The organism is uncultured Campylobacter sp. (genome assembly GCF_937980635.1).
Lineage (GTDB): Bacteria > Campylobacterota > Campylobacteria > Campylobacterales > Campylobacteraceae > Campylobacter_B.
Map to the genome: position 1 here is coordinate 76,068 of NZ_CALJPG010000016.1, position 23,068 is coordinate 99,135.

The 23,068-nt window shown below is 48.5% G+C and carries 10 protein-coding genes and 3 pseudogenes; 1 reads left to right on the top strand and 12 read right to left on the bottom strand.

All coding sequences use genetic code 11. The features are described from left to right. Positions 1 to 102: 102 nt before the first annotated feature. The 5 genes and pseudogenes from Q0460_RS03475 to Q0460_RS03490 all read right to left on the bottom strand — a co-directional run. Positions 103 to 1,647: pseudogene (locus Q0460_RS03475) on the bottom strand (flavocytochrome c). Between the two features lie 457 nt (positions 1,648 to 2,104). Then, entirely contained in the window at positions 2,105 to 3,655 is a 1,551-nt protein-coding gene (locus Q0460_RS03480) for a flavocytochrome c (RefSeq protein WP_299084921.1), read from the bottom strand. Between the two features lie 272 nt (positions 3,656 to 3,927). Beyond that, positions 3,928 to 9,096 (bottom strand): alpha-2-macroglobulin family protein, encoded by a 5,169-nt coding sequence (locus Q0460_RS03485; RefSeq protein ID WP_299084924.1) that lies wholly within the window; start codon positions 9,094 to 9,096, stop codon positions 3,928 to 3,930. 189 nt (positions 9,097 to 9,285) lie between these two features. Then, positions 9,286 to 9,378: pseudogene (locus Q0460_RS10610) on the bottom strand (hypothetical protein); the annotation flags it as partial. An 854-nt stretch (positions 9,379 to 10,232) separates the two neighbouring features. Further along, a pseudogene (locus Q0460_RS03490) lies at positions 10,233 to 12,593 on the bottom strand (transglycosylase domain-containing protein); the annotation flags it as partial. Between the two features lie 41 nt (positions 12,594 to 12,634). Between Q0460_RS03490 and Q0460_RS03495 the strand changes: the two are divergent. Beyond that, positions 12,635 to 14,689 carry an ATP-dependent helicase gene (locus Q0460_RS03495; RefSeq protein ID WP_299084931.1) on the top strand — a complete coding sequence of 685 codons (2,055 nt, stop codon included), beginning with the start codon at positions 12,635 to 12,637 and terminating at the stop codon, positions 14,687 to 14,689. Positions 14,690 to 15,257: 568 nt separating this feature from the next. Here Q0460_RS03495 and upp read toward each other — a convergent pair. From upp to Q0460_RS03530, 7 genes are all read right to left on the bottom strand, one after another. Further along, positions 15,258 to 15,884, bottom strand: a complete 627-nt coding sequence (gene upp, locus Q0460_RS03500; RefSeq protein WP_299084952.1) for a uracil phosphoribosyltransferase — start codon at positions 15,882 to 15,884, stop codon at positions 15,258 to 15,260. Between the two features lie 589 nt (positions 15,885 to 16,473). Beyond that, a complete protein-coding gene (locus Q0460_RS03505) occupies positions 16,474 to 17,067 on the bottom strand; it encodes a BON domain-containing protein (protein WP_297961645.1) in 594 nt (197 codons plus the stop codon). Positions 17,068 to 17,457: 390 nt separating this feature from the next. Next, positions 17,458 to 18,231 (bottom strand): SDR family oxidoreductase, encoded by a 774-nt coding sequence (locus tag Q0460_RS03510; protein WP_299084935.1) that lies wholly within the window; start codon positions 18,229 to 18,231, stop codon positions 17,458 to 17,460. A gap of 277 nt (positions 18,232 to 18,508) precedes the next feature. Continuing rightward, positions 18,509 to 18,877: a pyridoxamine 5'-phosphate oxidase family protein gene (locus Q0460_RS03515; RefSeq protein ID WP_005870391.1), complete on the bottom strand. Its 369-nt coding sequence runs from the start codon at positions 18,875 to 18,877 to the stop codon at positions 18,509 to 18,511. A 73-nt stretch (positions 18,878 to 18,950) separates the two neighbouring features. Further along, complete coding sequence (locus tag Q0460_RS03520) at positions 18,951 to 19,643, bottom strand: DNA alkylation repair protein (protein WP_299084937.1); 693 nt, start codon at positions 19,641 to 19,643, stop codon at positions 18,951 to 18,953. Positions 19,644 to 19,894: 251 nt separating this feature from the next. Then, a complete protein-coding gene (locus Q0460_RS03525; RefSeq protein ID WP_299084940.1) occupies positions 19,895 to 21,691 on the bottom strand; it encodes a Mur ligase family protein in 1,797 nt (598 codons plus the stop codon). A gap of 852 nt (positions 21,692 to 22,543) precedes the next feature. Then, positions 22,544 to 23,068 (bottom strand): alpha/beta fold hydrolase (locus tag Q0460_RS03530; protein ID WP_299084943.1); only part of this gene is annotated, 525 nt, incomplete at its 5' end.

Genomic DNA, 23,068 nt, shown 5'->3' on the forward strand with positions numbered 1-23,068 from the left:
ATTTAACCCTTATCGAACGAATAGAATTTTACGTTTCTTTTGCATAAAATTTTAAAATTTAGACGCGACAGCGAAATTTAAATATGCCGTCGCACCCTAAATTCAGATATTTTCTGCCGCCACCATGCCAAAAACCATACAATCAGCCATGCTCATAGTACCGAGCCTACTTGCGCCGTGAACGCCACCGGTGATTTCGCCCGCTGCATATAGCCCTGCGATCGGCTCGCCGATAGCCGCGTCAATAACCTGGGCTTTGGTATTGATCTGCACGCCGCCCATGCAGTAAAGAATTTTTGGGCTTGTTTGGCACGCATAAAATGGAGCTTTTGATACGTCGATACCGCCTACATCGGCTTTTGTCAAAGGCTTGCCAAACTCCGGGTCGCTTCCTGCTTTGACATAGCCGTTAAAATCCGCGACGGTTTTTAAAAACGGCTCCAGCGGAATTTTATAAAATTTTGCAAGCTCTTCCAAGGTATTAAATTTTTTGATTGAGCCTGCTTCTACGCCTTTTGACGTATAGACCGGATTATTTGCATCAACTGCGGCTTGATCGCAGATATTTACGGGGTAGTTGTCGTTATTTTCGCTCTCCGCCATGCATTTAAAGATCGCTTCGGTTTTGATCTTGCGCCCGGCGTGCTCGTTCATAAAGCGTTTGCCCGTCTTTGGATCGACGGTTAGACCATAGTCGTTAGCGCAGTGATTTGAAAATAGCGCAGAAGTACCAAATCCCTTCTCGCTAGGATTGGTATAAGGATTTAGTTGAATCCAGCTGAGTTGCAAAGGATTCGCACCTAGCTTCATCGCCGCGATAAGTGCACCTGCGGTAGCACCAGGTTGGCTTACGGTTTCGATATTGTCTTTTAGATACGGCACCTGCTGCGCGCGAAACCATTTATCTGAGCTGTATCCACCCGCAGCCAGAACGACGCCATCTTTGGCTTTAAAAAATTTTACTTCGCCACTTTTGTTTTCCCTATCATCGCTAGCAAGCTACGGATCGAACTTATATTCTTCGCGACACTTCACGCCTACGACGCGACCGCTGTCATCTACGACAAAATCATCAAATTTAGTACGCTTCTTAATTACAGCATTTGCATTTTCCTCGATCGCCTTATGCATCGGCTGGATGTAGCCCGAGCCGCTAGCATTTTTGGCCTGTACGGCGCGCTTTAGCGAGTGTCCACTGGCAGATATCACCTTGCCCGAAAACTCCACTCCGATGCTTTTTAGGTATTCAAAAGCATCGCCTGCGCGGTCGTAGATGACGCCTAGCAAATCTACGTGATTTAAATTTAGCCCGTCTTTTAGGCAATCTGCAATGAAAGCCTCTTTGCTATCCGTGATGCCCGCAGCTTTTTGGAATTCGTTATTTGGCACCGCCATATTGCCGGCGTTAATGACGGAATTGCCGCCCGCACGGCCCATCTTTTCGATCATAAGCACCTTTTTGCCGCGCTTAAGAGCCTGAAGTGTCGCCATCGAGCCTGCAAAACCGCTACCGATAACAACAACGTCATATTCTTCGTCAAATTTTACGTCTTTGGCGTTTTGCGTTGCACTCGCACTGCTTGCAGCCAAAGCTAGGGCTCCCACCGCGCCAATTTTAATAAAATTTCGTCTTGAAATTTCTTGCATTTTTTGCTCCTTGCGTTGAAATTTTATAGATTATACACCCACGTAGCGAAATTTAAAATTTAACGTAAAGACTTAGTGATAGAATTTTAAAAATTTAGAAAAGAAATTTTAAAAGTGCAAATTTAAAGCGAATAAATTCCGCTCCGATAGCCGAAGTCTAGGCGTAAATTTTAAAATTTACGGCGCACGGATTTGCTCGCCGCCGTTGCGAAATTTTACTGCCGATATAAAATTTTAAAGTGCGCGGTATTCAAATTTAAAACTCGTGCGGCAGAATTTTAAGCGCTTTAAATTTTAAAACGCTTTGAAATGCTGCGGCACGCTTTGCGGCTCTACCTTGAAATTTTAAAGACTCGCACAGTATTTCGGCGCAAAGCACGTACCGCTACTTTGCGCCGAAATTTAATAAAGCGCGCGTTGACAACCGCTTTGCGCCGAAATTTTGTAAGCGCTAAATTTACGCTCCGATGCTCTCGCCAGCGATCATTCCGAAAACCATACAATCAAGGATCGCGTAGGTTCCGAGCCTGCTCGCGCCGTGCACGCCGCCGGTTACCTCGCCCGCAGCCCAAAGCCCTGGGATCGGCTCGTGAGTAAGGCTCGAGATTACCTGAGCTTTGGTGTTGATCTCAAGTCCGCCCATCGTGTGGTGCACCTTCGGCATCGTGCGGCTTGCGTAAAACGGCGGCTTGGAAACGTCGATGCCGTCTAGCTTATCTACCACTTTGCCGAATTCGGGGTCTTTGCCCGCTTTGACGTAAGAGTTATAATCCGCGACGGTCTTTAAAAACGGCTCCAGCGGCAAGTTATAAGCCTTCGCAAGCTCCTCTAGCGTATCGAATTTCTTCACGACGCCCGCTTCTAAAGGCCTTGAAGTATAGACCGGGTTACGCGCGGCGACGGCTTGAGAGTCGCAGACGTTTACCGGATAGTTATCGTTTTTCTCGCTCTCGCCGATGACCTTAAAGCAGGCGTCCGCCTTGATCTTGCGCCCTGCGTGCTCATCCATAAAGCGCTTGCCCGTCTTTGGATCGACGGTTAGACCGTAGGTGTTGCAGCAGTGGTTGGTGAAATTTACTGCAGCGCCGAAGCCCTTTTCGTCGGGCGAGCAATACGGAAGGAACTGAATCCATGACGTTAAAAGGGTAAATGCGCCGATTCTATTTGCCGCAAGCATCGCTCCCGCCGAGCTTCCCGGATGGTTGGTGCTGTCTATGCTAGGCACTACGCGCGGATCTTGGATCTGGCGGTACCATAGATCGCGTCCGTATCCGCCCGAAGCCAGCAAAACGCCGTCTTTGGCTTTATAGCTCTTTTTCTCGCCGCTTTTGTTTTCCAGATCGTCGCTAAAGAGTTTCGGATCAAATTTATACTCCTCGCGCGCTTCTATGCCCACGACGCGGCCGCTGTCACCCACGATGAAATCGTCAAATTTCGTGCGGGTCTTGATCGTGACGTTAGGATCGTTTTGAAGTTTACCCATCATCGGCTGGATGTAGCCTGAGCCCGAGCCGTTGGTCGATTGCAAGCTTCTTGCGACGCTATGGCCGCTCTCAAAGATCAGCTTATCACTAAATTCCGCTCCGCAGCTAGTTAAAAGATCCACGGCGTCGTTTGCGCGATCAAACATCACGCCCAAAAGATCAGTGTGATTGAGCCCAAGCCCGTCTTTTACGGCATCGGCGATAAAAAGCTCCTTGCTATCCTTGATGCCCTGCGCTACTTGAAATTTATTCATCGGAGCAGCCATATTTCCGCCGTTGATGACGGAATTTCCGCCCGCGCGACCCATCTTTTCAAGCACCAGCACCTTTTTACCGCGCCCGCTAGCTTTAATCGCCGCGGCAAGTCCCGCAAAACCGGTACCGATGATGACGATGTCGTATTCCTCGTCGAATTTTACGTCCTTGGCGTTTTGCGCTGCAGTCGCACTGCTAGCCCCCAGCGCAAGTGCCCCCGCACCCACTGCGCTAATCTTTAAAAAACTACGTCTTGATACATCTTGCATTTGCAACTCCTTTAATTGAAAGTGTATATTTAAAAGAAATGATAACTCGAATTTAAAGGTAAGTCAAATAGAATAACGTTATAAATAGATAGTAAAAAGCTATAAAATATGGGCGTTGATATAAAATTTTGAAATTCGGCTGACGGGCGGGATTGAAATTTTAAAATTTTATCAGGCATTCGTTTGCAAAATGCTTGTGAACACAAAAGCGCGCTCGGCGCGAAAATCGCAATAAATGCAAAATCCGTGCCGAGCTTTAAAATCGCTACGCCTTAGCGAGCGACTTTAAATTTAAGCGTTTGCAGATCGTAGTTATTTACCTGCTCGTATTGCATATCCTCAATAGAGATCGCAGGCAGCGCGCACGAACCCGCCATAATCACGTTTATCGGAGTATAGATGACGCCGCTGCTATTCTCTCCATCTCGCGGATCATAATAGAAATAGCCGCTTTTTGGGAAGCGAAGCACTCTATCATACAGATACTCCGTGTGCTCTAGTGCCACGCTATCTTGCATGCCCTCGACTCTAGCCTGCGCAGCCGAGCCTAGGCGCTCATTGACCGCTTCAAAGCAGCTAGGCATCGCCTCGTCGATTACGAAATTATAAAGATAATAATTCGCTCGCCAGCTGATCTTAGAGTAAATTTTCTGCCCCACTTTAAGCCTATTTAGATCGACTATGTTGCCGCGAGCATCTATAAATTCACGGTAAATTTCAATCCTTTTGCTATCTATAGAATGGGCGTTTAGGCTCTGTATGCTCAAAGCCTCATGCTTTAAAGGCGCGCTTTCATATCCAAAGCCAAGAGCGGTAAAAAATAGCTCGCCATTGCCGCTCATCGGCGTAAATTCTATCGCGCCGTCTTTGACCGCCAGTTTGGTATCTAGCGGCGAATTGAAATTTTTCGCCTCGCCGTCGTATTTTAATGCAAAATGGGCTTCTTTTTTCGAGTCCTTAAAATATGCATCAAATCCGCGTATTACGCTTGCTCGCTCCTGCGTGTTGTTTATATTTTTTAGATCGCGAATGATCGCATCGACCGTGCGAGCCGTGCTATCATCTTTTATGCCAGCCTTGCCGAATGCGTAGAGCTTAAAGGCAGCATCTCTTATGTCGCTAGCAAATGTTAAACCTGCTCCGTTATCAGCGTAATCGTAATTCGCCTCATCTATTTTTTCGAGCATAAATTCAAACTCAGTCGTCATATTGTGCTTCTTAAGTATCGCAGCCAAGGCGATACTAGCCATCGGCGAGTCTTTATAAAGATCGTTGTCGTAAACGAAATTTATCTCATCATCATCCAGTTTGCCATATTGATCTAGCACGAAATCCGCGTATATGCGGAGCGTATCCTGATCTTTGTAGCTTGATTTTAGCGCGCTAAAAATTAGCGATTTTTGCTTATTGCTAAGGAATTTATAGCGCGCGTCAAGCTCTAGTAAAACGTCGCTTGCGTAAATCGAAGCGTAGTAGTTAGTAACGCCGTGAGCACTCCAGTATCCAAAATCGCCGTTAGGTTTTAGGCGAGATAAAATTCTACTTGCATACTCGTTTACGCGGTTGGTTAAGGTTTTATTGGAGTCTTTGCGTGCGACATAATCAACCGCTATCATTCTTGAAGCAAGCTGTTCGGTGCAGCCGTAAGGATAGAGATATAGCTCGTCTGCTAGGCTAAAAGCATTAGGCGTAGCGCTGATGTGAGTATAAATTTCTTTATAGCTCGGATCGATTTTGAGCGTTACTGGCTTATCGCCATAGCTTACGTGAAATAGCTTCGAGCGCGGAAACTGGCTGATTATGTCAAATTCCACATCGTTGCTAAATTTTTGCCCATTTGCGTCAAGATCAAATTTAATATTTGCATCCGCGATATCAAGCGCGCTCGCGGTGAAGTTCGTGTGCTTGACCTCCAGCGGTTTAAGCGTGAAATTTGCCTCGCCGCCGCTTATAGCTACCGAAGGAGATGAGCTGATTTTTAAGACCGCCTTTTGCTCTTTGTCGGTGGTGTTGATGAGCGTTAGCGGCACAGAAATTTCATCGCCGCGTACCATGTAGGTTAGATCAGCAGGCTTTATGATCACGTCGTCTCGGACCTTGGCTTCGACGTTTGCAGAGCCAATCGTAGCCGCCTCTCCGATAACCATGGCACTTAGACGGATCGTGGAGTTAAAATTTTTCGGCATCGCAAGCTCAAATTTCGCCTCGCCGTTTGCATCCGCTTTTGCGATTAGCATTTTGATAAATTTTTTCTGCTTTTTATTTTCGACCGGGCTTAAATTTCGTTTAGCTTTCGCCATCACGCCGTCTCCGCCGAAGCTTAGCTCTTTTGCAGTAGTTTGATACACGCTAAGATCGTCGTAAATGTCAAAGTATCGCAGCGCAAAATAAGCGCTAACGTCAAACGCCTTAAATGCATCGAGCTCCTCTTGTGAGATGATATCTAAAATTCCAAGATCGACTGCATAGAGTATGACTTTTGAATTTGGCTCGCTTTTTACGCTGATCTGCGCGTTTTGCCCGTTTTTGTAGCTTTTCTCGGCTAAAATTTGCACGCCAGCCTTGTGCGAGCTCGCATCTAGCGCCACTGGCACGTTTGCATAGGCTCTAAGCGGCATCGCAGCGGGTGTCGCGGCGCGCGCGATTACAGCGTTGATGTGCCCGCCGACGAAATTCTCCGGCACGCTGAGCTCAAATTCCGCGCTACCGCCTTTGATGGATAGAATTTTATAGTCGTAAACCTGCTCGCCTACGAGCGAGATATTTAGCATGCCGCTTTCTACCGGAGAATTGATGACGCCTTTAATTTTATCTCCGGCTTTAACCTTGTCGCTTGCGAGTTTGATTTTAGCGCTTTGAACGTCTTTAGCGTTTACCCGTCCATAATATCCCCAGCCGCTTACATCCACGCGCACGCCAGCACTTGCGCCGCTTGAGTAATCGTTTGCGACGATTAGGTAATTGCCGCCGTTTTGGAATTTATACTCAAACTCGCGCGCATCGGTGCTAACGGCGCTTACGAGATTAAAGCTTTCTTGTTCGACGTATCTGTTGCCGTCATAAACGTAAGTAAAATCGTCGCGGTAAATTTCAACGTCGATCTTGCCTTTGACGTCGGTTTTGGTTTTGGAATCTAGCAGCGCAAAGCCGAATTTTACGCTATCTCCGCTTGATATGAAATCCTTACTCGCGCGAATTCCTACGATACGATCATAAGGCAGATAGCTCAGGCTGCGATATGCGTTTACGTTTTTGCCCTCCTCGGTTACGCTGAAATTTAGTAAAATATTTATGGCGTTAGAGACATTTAGATCAGCTGCTGCCGGCGAAAGTGCAAGCTCCTTTTTACCGGCGGAGCTTAGCGTAAATTCTGCTCTGCGAAGCTGCGTAGCGCCCTTTTTCTTTAAGCGATCGTTTAGAAACGAAAAGCCCTCGTAGCCTTTAATTTTTAGCTCTTTTTCATAGGCGTTTGCTTCCAGCGAGCCTTTTAAATCTCCGGCCGGCGCGCCTGCAAGATAGTTTGAGCTTAGCTTTAAAGTTATGATTTCATCTGCGCCATATTCGTCTTTGGCAGTGAGAATTTCATTTTTAATGCGGTTTGGGAGGAAATTTTCTACGCTGAAGCTTTTAGAAGCGATGATTTTGTCCTCATAGATGAGATCCAGGCGGTAAGTGCCGCTTTTCTCACCCATCAGCTCATCGATTTTAACGCTGCCGAACTCATCGGTGTTTTGCGCGCGCGTGATGATCACAGTGCCGCTAGGATCGTAAATTTTAAATTTAATCGGCGTATTTTTTAAAGAGCTAAAATCGCGATTTTTCATCACGATCGTGCCTAAAAGCCGCTCGTTCGGGCTTATTAGCTCGCTTGCGAGATAAACGAACGGACGCTTTGAAGTAATCGTTTTCTCGACGCTTGCTACGGCATTATTAAATAGCACGAACGCATGCCCATCGCCTTTACTAATCTCGATAGAGCGCGGGTTTTTAGCTAGAATTTCCATATTTTCTAATCTTAAAATTCCATCTCCGTCCGTTTTATCCTCTACGATTAGCTCGTTTTTATCGCTGTAAATTTTAACCTTCGCCCTGCTTAGCTCCTCGCCATTACTAAGCCTAGAAGTATAAATCAGTGCGCCGCGCTCAAGTAGCACCACTTGAGCCGTAATGTCGCTAAGATAGGCTACGCGCGAAACCTCTTGCATCTTTTCGCCCACTTTGTAAAACGCCGTGATTTTATAAATTCCATCCTCGTAGCCTTTAAAATCCATCGCGATTTTATGCTCCGCAACGGCGTTTTTAGCGCCTCCTATATCAAAGCTCTTAACCGCGATCTCGCTAGCTAGCCCACCTACACTATCTTCGTTGCTTTCAAAGTTTAAAAAATACCTAAAATTTTGCTCAGGGACTTTAGCAATCGAAATTTTAACCTCATTTACGTTTGAGCTTTTAAATGCCAACGAAGCGGATTTTGGGATAAAATTTTTCTCGTCGCTAAAGGCTACGAAAGGCAGCCTGTCGCCCATTTTTACGCTTTGTTTTATCTCGTCACGCAAAATATATGAGCTATCTCCGAAGCCCTTTAGCAGCCTAATCTCGTAGCTTTTATTCGGCATAAACTCGTCGCTAACTATATCTGCATAGTAGTAGCATGAAGGATCGTCGCTTTCGCCGCCCTCTTCATCTTCGTCGTAATAATAATATCGCGGCTGAGTGAGGCTAAATTTACTCACGCCTGCGATCCTTATGTATTTGGCAGACAGCTCGTCCATATAGTTAGGAAAACACACTCTAGCTGCGAGCGAGCCGTCTTTTAGAGCCGCAGGGCGGATCTGCACGCCGCTTAAATTTGAAGCGTTAATGCTGTCGTTAAAAGGCTCCTCGTCCGTGCGCAGCTCCACCGGATTTTGCAGCTTTGCGCCCGCTTTTGAGGTGAGGGATTCTATTTGCAATACGACGTTTTGCGCCTTAGGATCGAAGCTGAATAAAAAATTCCGATCATCGTGCGAGCTAAGCTCATAGGATATGTCGTTTTGGGCTAAATTCTGCGCGCGGTAAATTCTAGTCGCTTGCTGTAGCGCGTCCTTGCTAACCGCATCGTTAAATTTGATTGCCACTAACCCCGGACGCAGAAGCGCAATATGCTCGGTGCTAAAAGGCTCTGTCTCAAACTCAAAGCGCACCCCGCGCACCTCGCACGAATAATTAACCCCGGCGCTAAGCATCGGCTTTGGATAGAGCCTGATTGAGCTCTCGCTCACGCTTTCGTAGGTGCCTGTGATTTTGGGAGTGCATTTTAAGATCTGCTTTTGCGTGACGCTAAATCCACTGCCGTCCACCCCGCTAATCTCGTAAGCCCCGCTAGCGTATTTGATCTCTACGCCCGCGGCAAAGCTAGCCAAAGCGCAAAATAGCGCTGCGCTTAGTAGTTTTGTCTTCATAAAATTCCTTTGCAAAAATTTTACGAAATTATATACAAATTAACCTTTTATTTTCTTTCATTTACTCTAAAATTTGCTTTAGCGAAATTTGCATTTTCATCCAAGCAGCCAAGCTCAAAATCCCCTGCTCCGAGACTTAGCGTAAAAGCCTCACCGTTAGTGCGCGCAAAATATTCTCCCGTTTTAACTTTAGAATTTGCAGGCGCTAGGCTTTGCGTGGTAAAATCTCGTGCCGCGAAATTTTGCTGCGAGGAATTTTGATCTGTGAAATTTTTCGCTGTGAAATTTTGAGCCTCCGAATTCTGCTGCGCAAAATTTTGCTCTGTAGAATTCTGCAAGATAGAATTTTGCGACGCCAAATTCCGTGTGGCTGGATTTTTAGCTATAAAATTCCATTCTACAGAATTTTGCTTCGTAAGATTTTGTGATTTTAAATTCCGTGGCGCTAAATTTTGTCGCATAGAATTTTGTACTGTAGAATTCTGTTCTGCAAAATTTTGCTTTAAATTATCTTGCTGCGCCGTGCTAGAATGCTTGGAATCCAAATTCGCGGAATTCTCCCCCGTAAACGCAGTGGAATTTAGCGCTATAAACTCCCGCGAACCGCCGCTTAGCCTGATATATACCCGCTCGCCGAAAACCGCCGTGCACTGCACCTTTAGCCGCAAAAAGCCGTCCGCGCCGGTCTCGTAGGTTTTGGCATTGATGTCGTTTAGCACGGGCTTTACGGCGGCAAATTTAGCCGCACACCTTCCTGCGCGTACCTTTTGCGGATCGAGTAGTCCGTGTTTTAGCAGATAAAAAAGCTCGCTCGTGCCGTAAATTTCGCACTCCTCGTTGGGCTCAACCCCATCTATAGTAAGATCATCGGCACTTTGCGCACACTCCTTTTCGCGGTACGCGTCGGTGCATACCCGCCGCAAGCTCACGCCCGCGGGACGCGCAAACTCCACTTCGCCTAGCATGCCCGATTTATCGAGGAAGGCAAACATATTAAACGCCACTTTTGCGGCACTTACGCCGCCGCTAAGATCCCTGGTCTTGGAGCCGTCGAAGTTGCCGAGCCACACGCCGAGGGTAAATTTCGGCGTCAGAGCGACGGTGTAGAGATCGCGCGCATCGGCGCTCGTGCCCGTTTTAAACATCAGAGGCGGCGCATTTAGGGTGTTTTGCCACACCGAGCCTAGGTAGGAGCGCGGCGCGTTTCTTAGCATCTGTGTTACGATGTAAGCGCTCTGCGGGGTTAAAATTTGCGCCTCATCGCCGATCTTTGCGCCCGCTATTTCGAGCTTTCGTAGCTTTCCGCCGTTTGCAAACGCGCTGTAAAGGCGAGCAAGATCCATTAGGCTCATCGAAATGCTTCCCAGAGCGATACCTGCGCCGTAATAATCCTTGTTAAACTCCGCCAGATGCACGTTTGATAGCATCTCATACAGCCCGTCGCCCTCAAGCATCAAATTTAGCTTCACCGCAGGGATATTCAGGCTCAGACTTAGCGCATCAGTCGCACTCACCGCGCCCATGAAGCCCTGGTTGTAGTTACGCGGCACGTAGCCCGCGAAGATTATCGGCGCGTCAATCAGCTTTTTTGAAGGAGTGATAAGCCCGTGCTGCAGGGCCTTGGCGTAGATGAAGGGCTTGAGCGTAGAGCCTACGTTTTTTTGCGAGCGCACGCCGTCGTTTTGCCCCTCATTGGCACTTAAATCGTGGCTGCCGACGTAAGCAATAACGCTCATGCTTTCGTTATCGATCAATACCGCAGCGCCGTTTCTAACGCCCTTATCGCGAAGGGAGAGGATCTCGCTTTTCAAAAAGCCCTCAAGCGCGATTTGGGTTTTCAGATCCAAGCTCGAATAAATTTTGCCCTCGCTAAGGCGCGCAAGCTCCTGCGCTCGCGCGGTTTGCTCCTGAGGCTGCGAGCTCCCTTTAAAGTTTTTGAAATTTTCCTGCGTCTTGGCGTTCGGATAGGAATTTATCTGCGCCTGGGCGGCTAAAGCGAAATTTTGCGACACCTTGGCGTTGGGAGCGGAATTTGCCTGCGATTCGGCGCTTGCAGCAGAAGCCGTCTGCATTTTGGCATCCGAAGCGGAATCAGTCTGTGCCCTAGCGCCTGAAGCGGAATTTGTCTGCGCAATAAAATTTACGTGCAACCGCTCGCCAGAGTTTGCATCTGCCTGCAAATTTTGCGGCAAACGCGCAGCTACTCGTTGCTCGTTTAAATTTAGACTTTGAGTATTTTGCGACGGGCGGGTGGCATTAATTAAATCTCGCCACTCATCCAAATTTGCGCCCTCTGGTTTATTTGGTTTTACGCTTTTTGATTCATTCGGTTTCGCGCCAATCTGTGATTCTGCGACTTCGCGCTCGTTTAAATTTAAGATCGTTCCGCCTAAATTTAAATTCTTTGGCGCATCCGTTTTAAAATCCGCCTCTTTGGGATTCATTTCTTTCAAATTCACTCCCGCCTGCGTGTTTGTGGCGCTAGATAAATTCTCCCCAACCTTCGCCGCAGCCGTAAAATTTGTTTCGGCACCAGCCGCGTCCGAAAAATTTGACTCTGCCCCCGCCGCGGCTCTGTGTGCAGACGAGCCTGCTTGCCCCGCTGCCCCGCCGGGTGCACTGTTAGAATCAAAATTTTGAGTGAAATTTGCGTCATCTTTTGCAGTAAAATTTTGCATTTTATAATTGCTAAAAGCTAGCAGTGCGTAATGCGGCGCATAATTGGGCGCTGCGTAGCGTCTGGGCGAAAATGGCTCCGCAAGAGCGCGCTCATACTCGCTTTGGGAGATCACGCCGCCCTGCCGCAGCTGCGAAATTAGGCGGTTTTTAAGCGCGTTGATGTTTGATCTGCGGTCCAGGCGGTTTTTGTTCGGGTTTTTCGGAATCACGCTAAGAAGCGCAATTTGAGCGTTGCTAAGCTCGCGCAGGTCTTTTTTGAAGTAAAAATACGCCGCCGTTTTGACCCCCTCGATATTGCCGCCATATGGGGCGAGGTTGAAATACATTCCTAAAATTTCATCCTTGCTGAAGTGCCACTCAAGCTGAAAGGCATTGAAAATTTCGATGATTTTGTTCTTGTAGCTGCGCTGTTTGGGGCGCATCATACGCGCGACCTGCATCGTGATCGTGGAGGCTCCGACGCGCTCGACGTTGCCCTCGCTTTTTTTAGTAAAATTTTGTGTAAAATTATACGTAGCCGCGCGCAGGATCGAGGCTGGATTGACGCCGAAATGGTAGTAAAAATAGCGGTCTTCAAAGTAGATCGCGCTTTGTTTCAGCCGCGGCGGTATCTCGTCTGCAGCTGCGTAAAAGCGCCAAATTTGATCGTCGCTGATCTGCATATTTAAAATTTCGCCGTTTCGGTCATATAAAATTCTACTCTTCTGCTTATTTAGCATATCCAAATTTAGCGGATAAAGCGCGTCCAAGATCAAAAACAGAGCGAATGCAAATGCGCAAAATAGCGCGATTTTTAACGTAAATTTTAGAAATTTCATCGCGCAATTATATCAAAGAATTTTAATGATTTTAGGCTATAATGGCGCCTTTTTGCAAAGGAATAATCTTGGACGCTCTAGCTAAGCTCAATACCGAACAATACGCCGCCGCAACCGCTCCTACTGGGCACAATCTAGTAATCGCAAGCGCAGGCACAGGCAAAACCAGCACCATCGTCGCGCGCATCGCTCATCTGCTAAATCTCGGCACGAGCCCTAGAAAAATTTTGCTTCTTACTTTTACGAACAAGGCCGCGAGCGAGATGGTAGCGAGGCTGCAGCGGCATTTTGATAAAAAAATCACCTCCGCAATCGTCGCGGGCACCTTCCACGCCGTATCCTACGCCCTACTTCGCGAGCTGGGCAAAGGCGTGATCCTAAAGCAGCCTGCCGAGCTCAAGACGCTGCTAAAAAGCCTCGTAGAAAAGCGTAAATTTTATCACGTAAGCGACGCGCGCCCCTACGGCGGGGCGTATCTGTACGACGTGTACTCGCTGTATCAAAACAAGGAGATGAGCGCGGATTTTGCGACGTGGTTTAGCAAAAACTACGAGGATCAGGCGGAATTTGCAGAAATTTACGCAGATATTTTGCGCGAATTTGAGGAGGAAAAGGCGAAATTTAACTACGCCGATTTCAACGACGTATTGTTAAAAATGCGCCATGAGCTGCGAAAGGGCGCGCCGCTGCGGTTTGATGAAATTTTAGTGGACGAGTATCAGGACACTAACTCGCTGCAAGGAAGCCTCATCGATGCCTTCGCGACGAAAAGCCTTTTTTGCGTCGGCGATTTCGATCAGAGTATCTATGCTTTCAACGGCGCAAACATCGACATCATCGGCAGCTTCGGCAAGCGCTTTGCGGATGCTAAAATTTACGCGCTGAATATCAACTACCGCTCAAGCTCGGCGATTTTAGCGCTTGCAAACCGCGTCATCGCGAACAATCCGCGCCTTTACGAAAAGAAGCTGATCGTGGGGCGCGAGGGAAAATTTAGCGCGCCTAGGCTGCATGTTTACGACGATACGGCGGCACAATACGCCCACGTAGCCGCACAGATCGCGCAAAGCGGCACTCCGCGCGAAAAGATCGCCGTCATCTTTCGCAACAACTCCAGCGCCGACGGCATCGAGGTTGCGCTTAAGGAGCTCGGTATCGGCGCGAAGCGAAAAGGCGGCGTGAGCTTTTTTGAAAGCCGCGAGATCAAGGCCTTTACGGATATCTTCGCGATGATAATAAATCCAAAAGATATGATGGCATTTATGAGCACGTGCGAATACGCAAGAGGCGTCGGCAGCGCGCTAAGCAAGGAGCTTTTCGACGCACTAATCGCGCTTGGACACGGAAGCATCCACGCAGGGCTTTTGCGTCCCGACGAGAGCGTTAAAATTTTTGAAAAAAAGAGGAAAAACTACCAGCTCGGGCTCTTTGACGATGTGGATATAATCGGCTCGGTATCGCGCTTTGAGGCTTTAGAATTTGACGAGTTTTTTCGCTCGCATCCAGTGCTAAAACACAATAAAATCACCGAGGGCGGCGCCGTATTTTTGCACGAAATTTATAAAATTTTTAAAAAAAGCGGCTCAGCTGCAAGGTCTGCCACGCTCATCTCGCAGATCAAAGGCTCGCGCCTTTTCGCGCTTGTGGCGGATTTCATCGCGACAAAGCGCGCGACGCTAAAAAACGGCAAGATAGACGATGAGCGCAAAAAGGATGAGATCTCCCGCATCTACGATAAATGCGGCATTTTAGAGCAGATCGCCGGTAAATACGCGGATCCGCAGAGCTTTTATAATTTCATAACTCTGGGCGCAAAGGAGATGAGCGAGGGCGAGGGGGTAAATCTGCTCAGCGTGCACGCAAGCAAGGGGCTTGAGTTTTGCAGTGTCTATCTCATCGATCTGGCGCAAAACCGCTTCCCGAACCTTAAGCTAATGGCGATGGGCGGCAGCCTGGAGGAGGAGCGGCGATTATTTTACGTGGCGGTTACCAGAGCGCGCGACGAGCTGGTGCTAAGCTACGCGAAATTTGATAAGATCAGAAAAGTTAGCTACGAGCCGAGCTGCTTTTTAAGGGAAGCGGGGCTGGTGAAGTAAGCAAATTTTGCTCGCTAAATTTGAAATTTTATTTTAGCGCGGGCGGATCGTTTGGGTAAGAATTTTACTCCTCGCGTACGCCTGGTGCGCCGCCCAGGCCTCTTTGACGGATTATTATGGCAAGAATTTCGCTGCATGATTTTGTAAATTTTGCGATTTGTAAATTTTTGCGATGCGGGCGCTACGACGATATTTTGCGGCGGGCTAAAATTTGAAATTTCGATTACGCTCCGCCGCCGTGTTCTATACATCGCGGAGCTCAAATTTTATTTAACAAATTCCAAAAATGCCGCAAATTCCACGACGAGTTAAAATTTTAAAGCGCTTCAAATTTACGGCGCTGCGAAATTTAAAATTTCACTACGTATTGCGCGCGCTGTAAAAAATACGCGCCCTACTAAATTTATTACAGCGCAAAATTCCGAGTGGTGGCAACCCGCATATTTATAAATAGATTTCGCATCGCGTAAAATTCCATTGCCGGTAAAGTTTACTGCCGATCAATTTATCGCCGCATAAAATACTATCGCGCAAATTTAACGCAACACAAAGTCCTTCGCCGCGTAATTTACATCGTATTAAACACCCTATCTCCCGCGTCTCCAAGTCCGGGCACGATATATTTTTGCTCGTTTAATCTCTCGTCGATCGCTGCGGTAAAAACCTCGACCTGCGGGTAGATCTCGCTAAATCTATGAAGCCCCTCGGGCGCTGCGATGATGGAGATAAATTTGATCTTTTTGACGCCGTTTTTCAGCAGAAATTTAACCGCATCGATCGCCGTACCGCCGGTCGCAAACATCGGATCGATGATGATTGCGGTGCGCTCCGTGGCGTCTGTGGGCAGCTTGGCGTAGAAAAACTCCGCCTGCGCGGTCTTTTCATCGCGCTGAAAGCCCAAAAATCCCACGCTAGCGTCCGGCATGAGCTTAAATACGCTATCCAGCATCCCCAGTGCGGCGCGCAAAATCGGGCAGATCATGATCTTTGTGGCGAGCTTATACGCACTGGTTTGCGCCACGGGCGTGTGCACGCTCACCTCCCGCAGCGCCAGATCGCGCGTCGCTTCGAACATCATCAGGTAGCTGATCTCATCGACGAGCATGCGGAACTGAAACGGATCGGTCCCCCGATCGCGCAGGATCGTGAGCTTATGCTCGATCAGCGGGTGCTTGATCAGCCTCACGTTAGGCAGCTCGCACGCGGTTTGGTGCGTACATTTTTGGCTTTGGCTCATTTTCTCTCCTTAAATTTACTAAATTTTGCGCCCTCTTGGGCATTTTAATTATCTGTTTTGGTGCGAACTCCAGCGCCGTGGCGCTAAAATTTTGCCGATAACGGCGGCTCGCTTTAAATTTAGCTCATTTTCACTCGCAATGCACGCGTTGCGACGTTTAAATTTAGCTCGGCAGCTCACTTTAAATTTAGCGCTTTTAAAAACGCAACGCTTTAAATTTGCCCGCTCGCGTCGCCTCTAATTTAGCCGCTCTTTAAATACGGCACGCCTTTTAAGGCACCTAGCGTTTTAATACGGTGGGCGCTTACGGCGTAAATTTCATCTGCGAAATTATCGTCTGAGGCGGCTTTAAATTTACTTAATGCTCGCGCTTGTGAGCCAAATTTTAAAATTCCCCGCTATCTTGCACGCCGATAAAATTTTAATTTCATGCATGCGGGCGCTGCGCAAGCAAGCTCAAACAAACCGAGCGTATCTTTTAATTTAACTCGCCGCAAGCTGTTAAATTTTAACGTGCCACCACCTGCCGATCAAATTTAACAGAGCCCTACTCCTTCACCACGCGCAGGAACGAATACACGTCCTGAACTCCGGGCGCGTGCGTCGCGTACCAGATCGCGTGCTTTTCGTGCTCGATGTCCGTTACTACGCCGCTAAATACCACGTCGCAGCCCACAATCGCCACGCGCACCGCAGTGCCCGAAACGTCGGTATCGGAAAAGAGATTTTTCTTTAAATTTGTAAAAATTTCAAACGAATTGCACGGATATTCGGGCTTTTTAACGCGCAGATAGGTATGCACGCGCCGCACGCCTTCGGTTTGCCGAGCCAAAGCAAGCAGCGGCTCGCGCATCGCCTCGCTCTCAAGCAGTCCGATGAGATAGACCTCGCCGTAGAAGCACTCGACCTCCAAATCCCAGCTACTAAGGCCTTTGGTAAATAGAATTTTGCTTTGAATTTTAGTCTGGATGAGCTTGTCGCTAGCGACCTCGCTGACGCTGCGGCGGTCGCGCGCTACGGAGTAGATGTCATACACGCTAAGCGCGTTGCCAGCGGGCGCAAGCGGAGCCGCGCACGAGCTAAATAGCGCCGCGCAAGAGAGCAAAAACACCGACAAAAATGCCAGAAACAAAACCCTCAAACCCTCTCCAATCTTGTTTAATTTCTAATTATCTCAAACCAGCTGCCGGCGCCGCTTTTTTAAATTTAGCCCCGCAGGTGCCGTTTCGCCGCGACCTGAAATTTTACGGCGCGAAATTTCACGGCGTAAAATTCCGAGCCGACGCACCGCAAAATTTTACAATGAAAATTTTAAAATTTGCGTTGTAATTCGCACGGCTTGCAGAATTTTGCGCTTTCGCCACGGCGGAATTTCGCGAGCAGTATTCGTCGCCGTAAAATTCTACGCGGCTAAATTTTCATTGTAAATTTGCCGCTGCGAATTCTACGAAGTAAAATTTCTCGCGGCGGAATTTGCCTCTGTAAAATTTTATATTTCAAAACCCGCGCCCAAAATTTCGCCCGCCCGCGGCTAATTCGTCGTAAGCCCACCGTCTATCGCAAATATCGCGCCGCTGACCCACTTCGCCGCATCCGACGCCAAAAACACCGCCGCATCGCCGATGTCCTGCGCGCTGCCGATTTTGCCAAGCGGATAGATATTTTGTACCATTTGCTCAAACGCCTCGCGTCCCTGCGGGCTAAGCGCGCTTAAATTTCGCTCAAACTGCGGCGTCAGCACGCTTCCGGGCGCTATGGCATTGACGCGAATGCCGAGTTTGCCGACCTCAAAGGCAAGCGATTTGGTGAAAGAATTTAGCGCGCCTTTGGTAATCGAATACGCCGTCGTGGTGCGCCCCACGAGCATTCGGTTCGCAAAATACGACGAGATATTGATCACGCAGCCCTTGCTAGCCGCAAGCGCGCCCAAAAGCCCCTGAGTAAGCAGATATGGCGCTTTGACGTTTAGGTTTAGATGGGCATCCAGTAACGCTTCGTCGGTCGCCTCAAACGGTACGAATTTTCCCAACCCGGCGTTATTTACTAGGATATCTATCTTAGGAGATTGCGCTAAAATGCGCTCGCAAAGGTCTTTTATCGTTTTGCTTTGCGCCAAATCCGCCTCTATCGCGTAAGCTTTCACGCCGTAACCGCCCAATGCCTCCTGCGCGATTTTTAATTTCTCCTCGCTTCTGCCGAGCAGGATCAAATTTGCGCCCTCTTTGGCGAAACACTTTGCTATGCCAAGCCCTATGCCGTCGCTTCCGCCAGTGATTACGGCTGTTTTGCCCTCTAATCGTTTCATACTTTTCCTTTCAATACGTAAATTTACGTTCTAAAAATTTGAGCGAGATTTATGGATCTTGCAAACTTCGAAATTTTGCAGGCTTTGAAATTTTATTAACTTTAAAATTTCGCCCGCTTTAAAATTTCGCGGCGAAGCGAAATTTCGTCGATAAAATTTTACTAACTTTAAAATTCTACCGATAAAATTTCACGGCAAAATTTCATCGTAAAGCTCGCGACGGAATTTCATCGGGAATTTTATCCGTAAATTCCACCCAAACTGCGCGTTGCTTGGCTTACAACACCTGTTTTACACTACTAGCCGTGATTTCAAGTAGCCTCGTAGCAAACGGAAATTTCGCCTTCGTTTCTTCAAACTCCGCGCCACTATCAATAAAGCGCGCCGTGCCCTTCACTACAAAGCCGCGCCCTGCGCCGAACCTGCCTGCTAGCTCCTTTGTAGCGACGCTAAGCTCGACGTTTGGATTTGCCTCCACGTTGCTTTGCGTCTTTTTCATGCCCGCAGCTGGGATGAGGATGCGATCACCTTTAATGACTAGATATCTGTTCCACGTGTTGCTGATATGAGCCTCGCCGTGCGCGCAGGTAGCGATACCCACGGCGCATTCATAATTTAAAATTTCTAAAAATTCCTTGCTAAACATTTTCTCTCCTTAAATTTACATTTTAAAGCTCGCGATTTTGGTTGACAAGCCCCGCGCGCAACTGAAATTTTAACTACCTCCGCCGCCTTTCGCTGCGGTTAATTTTATATTTCAAAAGCGCGTCTTTTTCGGCCTTGCTTACGCGAAAGCTATCGCGGATCTTCGATATCGCCTTGTTTTGGATAAATTTAACCGCCCGCTTGCTCTCCAAAAACGCAAGCGTGATCTCGCGCTGTTTGATAAACATCTCGGCTATCGCCCACGCTGCGCCCATCTGCACATAGTACCGCTCGTCGCTTTCGGCGGCGCAAATTTCAAAAAATTCCTCGGGCGAGATCGCGCTCATATTTTGCATAAAATAAACGTAGAAAAATCGCCTCTCAAACTCGTCCGCGCCGCCCTTAGCCTGCTTTAGCAGCGCGTCCGCGAAAGCGGCGCCCCTGAATTTCGGAGCGAACATATCGCAAACCGCCCAATTAGGCATCGTTTTGATAAAACTGCTCGCAAGGGTAAATTTCGCCTCATCCTGCTTTAAAAGCATGATGAAAAAGCCTTTTAGCACGAACTCCTCGTGAAAAATGGGCTCGTAATTTTGCAGCTCGTCCGCCCCGCCCAAAGCGGCGAGGCTTTTGTGAGCAAGTGCGCGCAGTGCGGGAGTGCGCACGCCCAAAATCTGCGGCGCGGGTATTAGGCGCTGCGAAAATTGTGCAAACTTCTCCTCGCTTAGCGCTCGTAGCTGCCCTAGCATCTTTTCTCGTAAATCCATAGCTTTCCTTTAAATTTTGATTGCGGATTTTACCAACCCCTGCACGCGAGCTGATCTCGGCGCGCCAAAATTTCACCGCATGGGTTATCTATTTAAACAGATCGCGCCACATGCTTAAACTAATCGCCTATTGGGTCGCGCCACTTTATAAATTGCCCGCCCCACTCGCTCAAAGTCTTTTGCTCAAAAAACACGACTGCCAAATCGTGCCGTATGGCGTCAGGCAAAGCAAGCCGTGCCGCTAAAGCCGCTTAAATAAAGCTCGGCGCGTCGTTTGAAAATAAAATCAGATCGCCGCTGTGCGTATTTTCGCTCAAAACCCGCTGCAAATCGCGCTTATCTTTCAAAACGATAGTCTTTGCGGGGTCGATCCTGCTTTGCAGCACCTCGGAATTTAGTTCGCCCGTAATGATCGCGAGATCAAAAATTTCATCGATCTTAGCGCCTAACGTCTCGTTGTCCTCGCGCGTACTCTCGACGATGCCCGGCGTGATGATGACCTTGCGCCCGCCGTAGCTTCGCATCAGCTCGTAGCTTTGCAGCATGCCGCTTAGATTGCCGTTGAAGCTATCGTCGATGATGATCTTGCCGCCCGCATTGAGCCGCGCGAGGCGGTGCTCGACGGCGCCGACGTGCGCGACGCGACTTTTGATCTTATCTGCGCTAAGCCCTAAAAATCGCGCGATCTTTATGCACGCAGCGAGATTTGCGGCGTTAAATTTACCCAAAATCGGCGCGAAAAACTCATGTCTCTTTCCTTGTTCGCTACGCCCGTTTGAAATTTTACACTCGTTTGCGGCCTCTTGCGTGCCCCGCTCTTTGTCGCTGCAAATTTTATCGTCGTTAGCGGCACGGGCGGCTTGTTCGTAAAATTCTTGCTCACTTTGTTCGGCGCAGGATACGGAATTTGTATCGTTAAAATCGGCGCCGTAATTTTTAGAATTTTTGTCTTTTTCCGCGCATGCCGCACTGACTGCATCTAGGCTCAAATCGCCCTGCCCTTCGCCACTTGCGGCGGATGTTTCTGCATGCGGCGTGGAATTCTCGCCGCTAGCACCGCTTTCATCATCGCTTAAGCAAAGGCTAAATTTTATTCCGTCCAGATCCGCGCCGTGGATTTTTAGTCCCTCGTTGTAGATTGTGACGCGCTCGTCCGCGCTTTTTTGCGTGGAGCTGTGCAAAAACGCATGCTTTAGCCGCGCGCTTGTGAGCGCTTCGAGCTTGGTTTTGCGGATGTTTTCGATGCTTTTAAAATACTCGATGTGTTGCGCGCCGATCTCGCCCACGACGACGATCTGCGGCGCCAAAAACTCGGTGATTTCGGCGATATCGCCGCTTAGCCTGGCGCCTGCTTCGGCGATGTATATCTGCGTATCTGCGGGTAGCGCCTCGTTTACGTCGCGCACTAGCCCTGCTAGCGTGTTTACCGAGCGCGGCGTCTTGTAGCAGCGAAAGTCATTTTTTAAAATTTGATACAAGAAGTTTTTAATGCTCGTCTTGCCGTAGCTCGCGGTGATCTGAATGATCGTAAGAGAGGGCATCTGGGCTAGTTTTTTGCGTGCGGCAGCCTTAAATTTCGCAGCCTGCGCCCGCTCATAAGCAAAACTCGCCGCAAGGCCCGCGCCAAGCGGTAAAAATATCGGCAAAATCGGGCCTCCCACGGCATAAAACGCGGCGTTAAAGCTAAACACACAAACCGCCAAAATCGCAAAAAATCGCTTCACGCGCGGCGTAAAGACAAGCTTTTTATCAAGCCCTCTTTGCCAAAAATAAAGCGCTAGCGCATAGACCGCGACGATTAGAATTTTAGCGGCGTGCAAGGCATAGAGGGACGCGGCTCCGAATTTAGCCGCGCCTGAGCTTGCCGCAATCTCGCAGCCAAAATACGCCGCCAGCGGCAAAATCAAAAAATAAAGGTGCCACGCGGGCTTGGTGAAGTGAAAGATGATGCGCGCGGGCTTGTACAAAAACCACTGCAGGCAGGTGATCAGATAAAAGCCCAGCAGTAGGACGAATGCCGCGTGCGCGATCAAAAATATTATATTCATCTTTTAAAATTCCTTTTTATAAGTTTAGGCGCCTGTTTTGCGAGCCTGTGCGGGCAAAAACGCGGTGAGCTCGGACTAACCGGCATTAGACTTCATTTGCAACTTTTACGAATTCTCGCTTTGCAAATTCTATTTTTGCAAACTTCGCTAGCTCGTAAATTCACGCTCTCGCGAAGGCTGCGCGAGCCGCGCTAGATAAATTTACACTGCTGCGCGCCGTCTGCGTTCTCGATACCACGCCGTATCTATCTTTCGCGATCTGAAATTTTCGCACGCTGCGTATTTTGCGACATTGCGCCCTATCTCGCGCGATGATTTGCATTATTTGCGGCACATAGGCCTTATGTCGCGGTAAATACATGACGCGGTTATGCGACTAAATTTAATTACTCGCCTTGCGGTGCACGCATGCGGTTTTGTCGTCTATTGTACGGCTGCCGCAAACACAGAGAGGAAACGATCCGCTACGGCGTAAAATTTTAAAATTTAACGCGGCACGCCGCAATTTGAGCTTTGCGTTTTATACTACGCGCCCAAAGAGCTGATTTTACGCCGCTAAATTTTAAATATGTGCTGCGTGCTCGCGACTTTGTAATCTAAATTTACGCTTCGGTTTGGGGTCTTTGGCGCAAACAGATTGTAAAATTTTAAAACGCGGGCGAACTGCACTAAAGCGCCGCATTGAAATGCTTTTTAAAATGCACTAGCTGCCACCCCGCTTTTCGCGCGATCTGTTTTTTGCATCTAAAGCGCGATTTTCGCGGTGCGCCGCTAAAATTTCGCGGCTAAATTTTAAAATTTACACCAAATCACGTTTTGTTTTAAATTTAGCGCGGCGCCGAATCTTTAAATTTAGCTGCCGCTAAGCTCCTTTTCAATCTGCTCGCCGATAAAATCCGCGCTCTGCAAAAAGAAAAAGTGATCCCCCGCCAGCGGATAAAATTTGCTATTTTTAACGAGCGAGTGGATCAGCTCGCCGCTTTTTAGGCTAGTGGCGCGATCGTCCTTGCCCCAAAAAATGAGCGCATTTTGCGGGCTTAGCGCGGAAAAAATATCGCGAAAGTCCTCATTTACGACATTTTTTAGCGTCTCATACATCGTCTTGCTCATACCTGCGGCATCCTTGCTCGCAAACGCGCGCCAAAGCCCCGCCAATCCAAGTCTTTTTAAAATTTTAAAAATCGCGATTTTAGCGCACACCGCAAAGGGCTTGGGTTCGATGATACCGGCGCTGCTTAGCAGTATGAGATTGCGCGGAGCCAGCAACGCGGCGATCTTGCCGCCGAAGCTGTGCCCCATGATCGCTGCGGGCTGCCTGCCAAAAGCCGCGATAAAGGCGCGCATAATCTCTGCGTAATCCTCGCTGCCAAGGGCGCG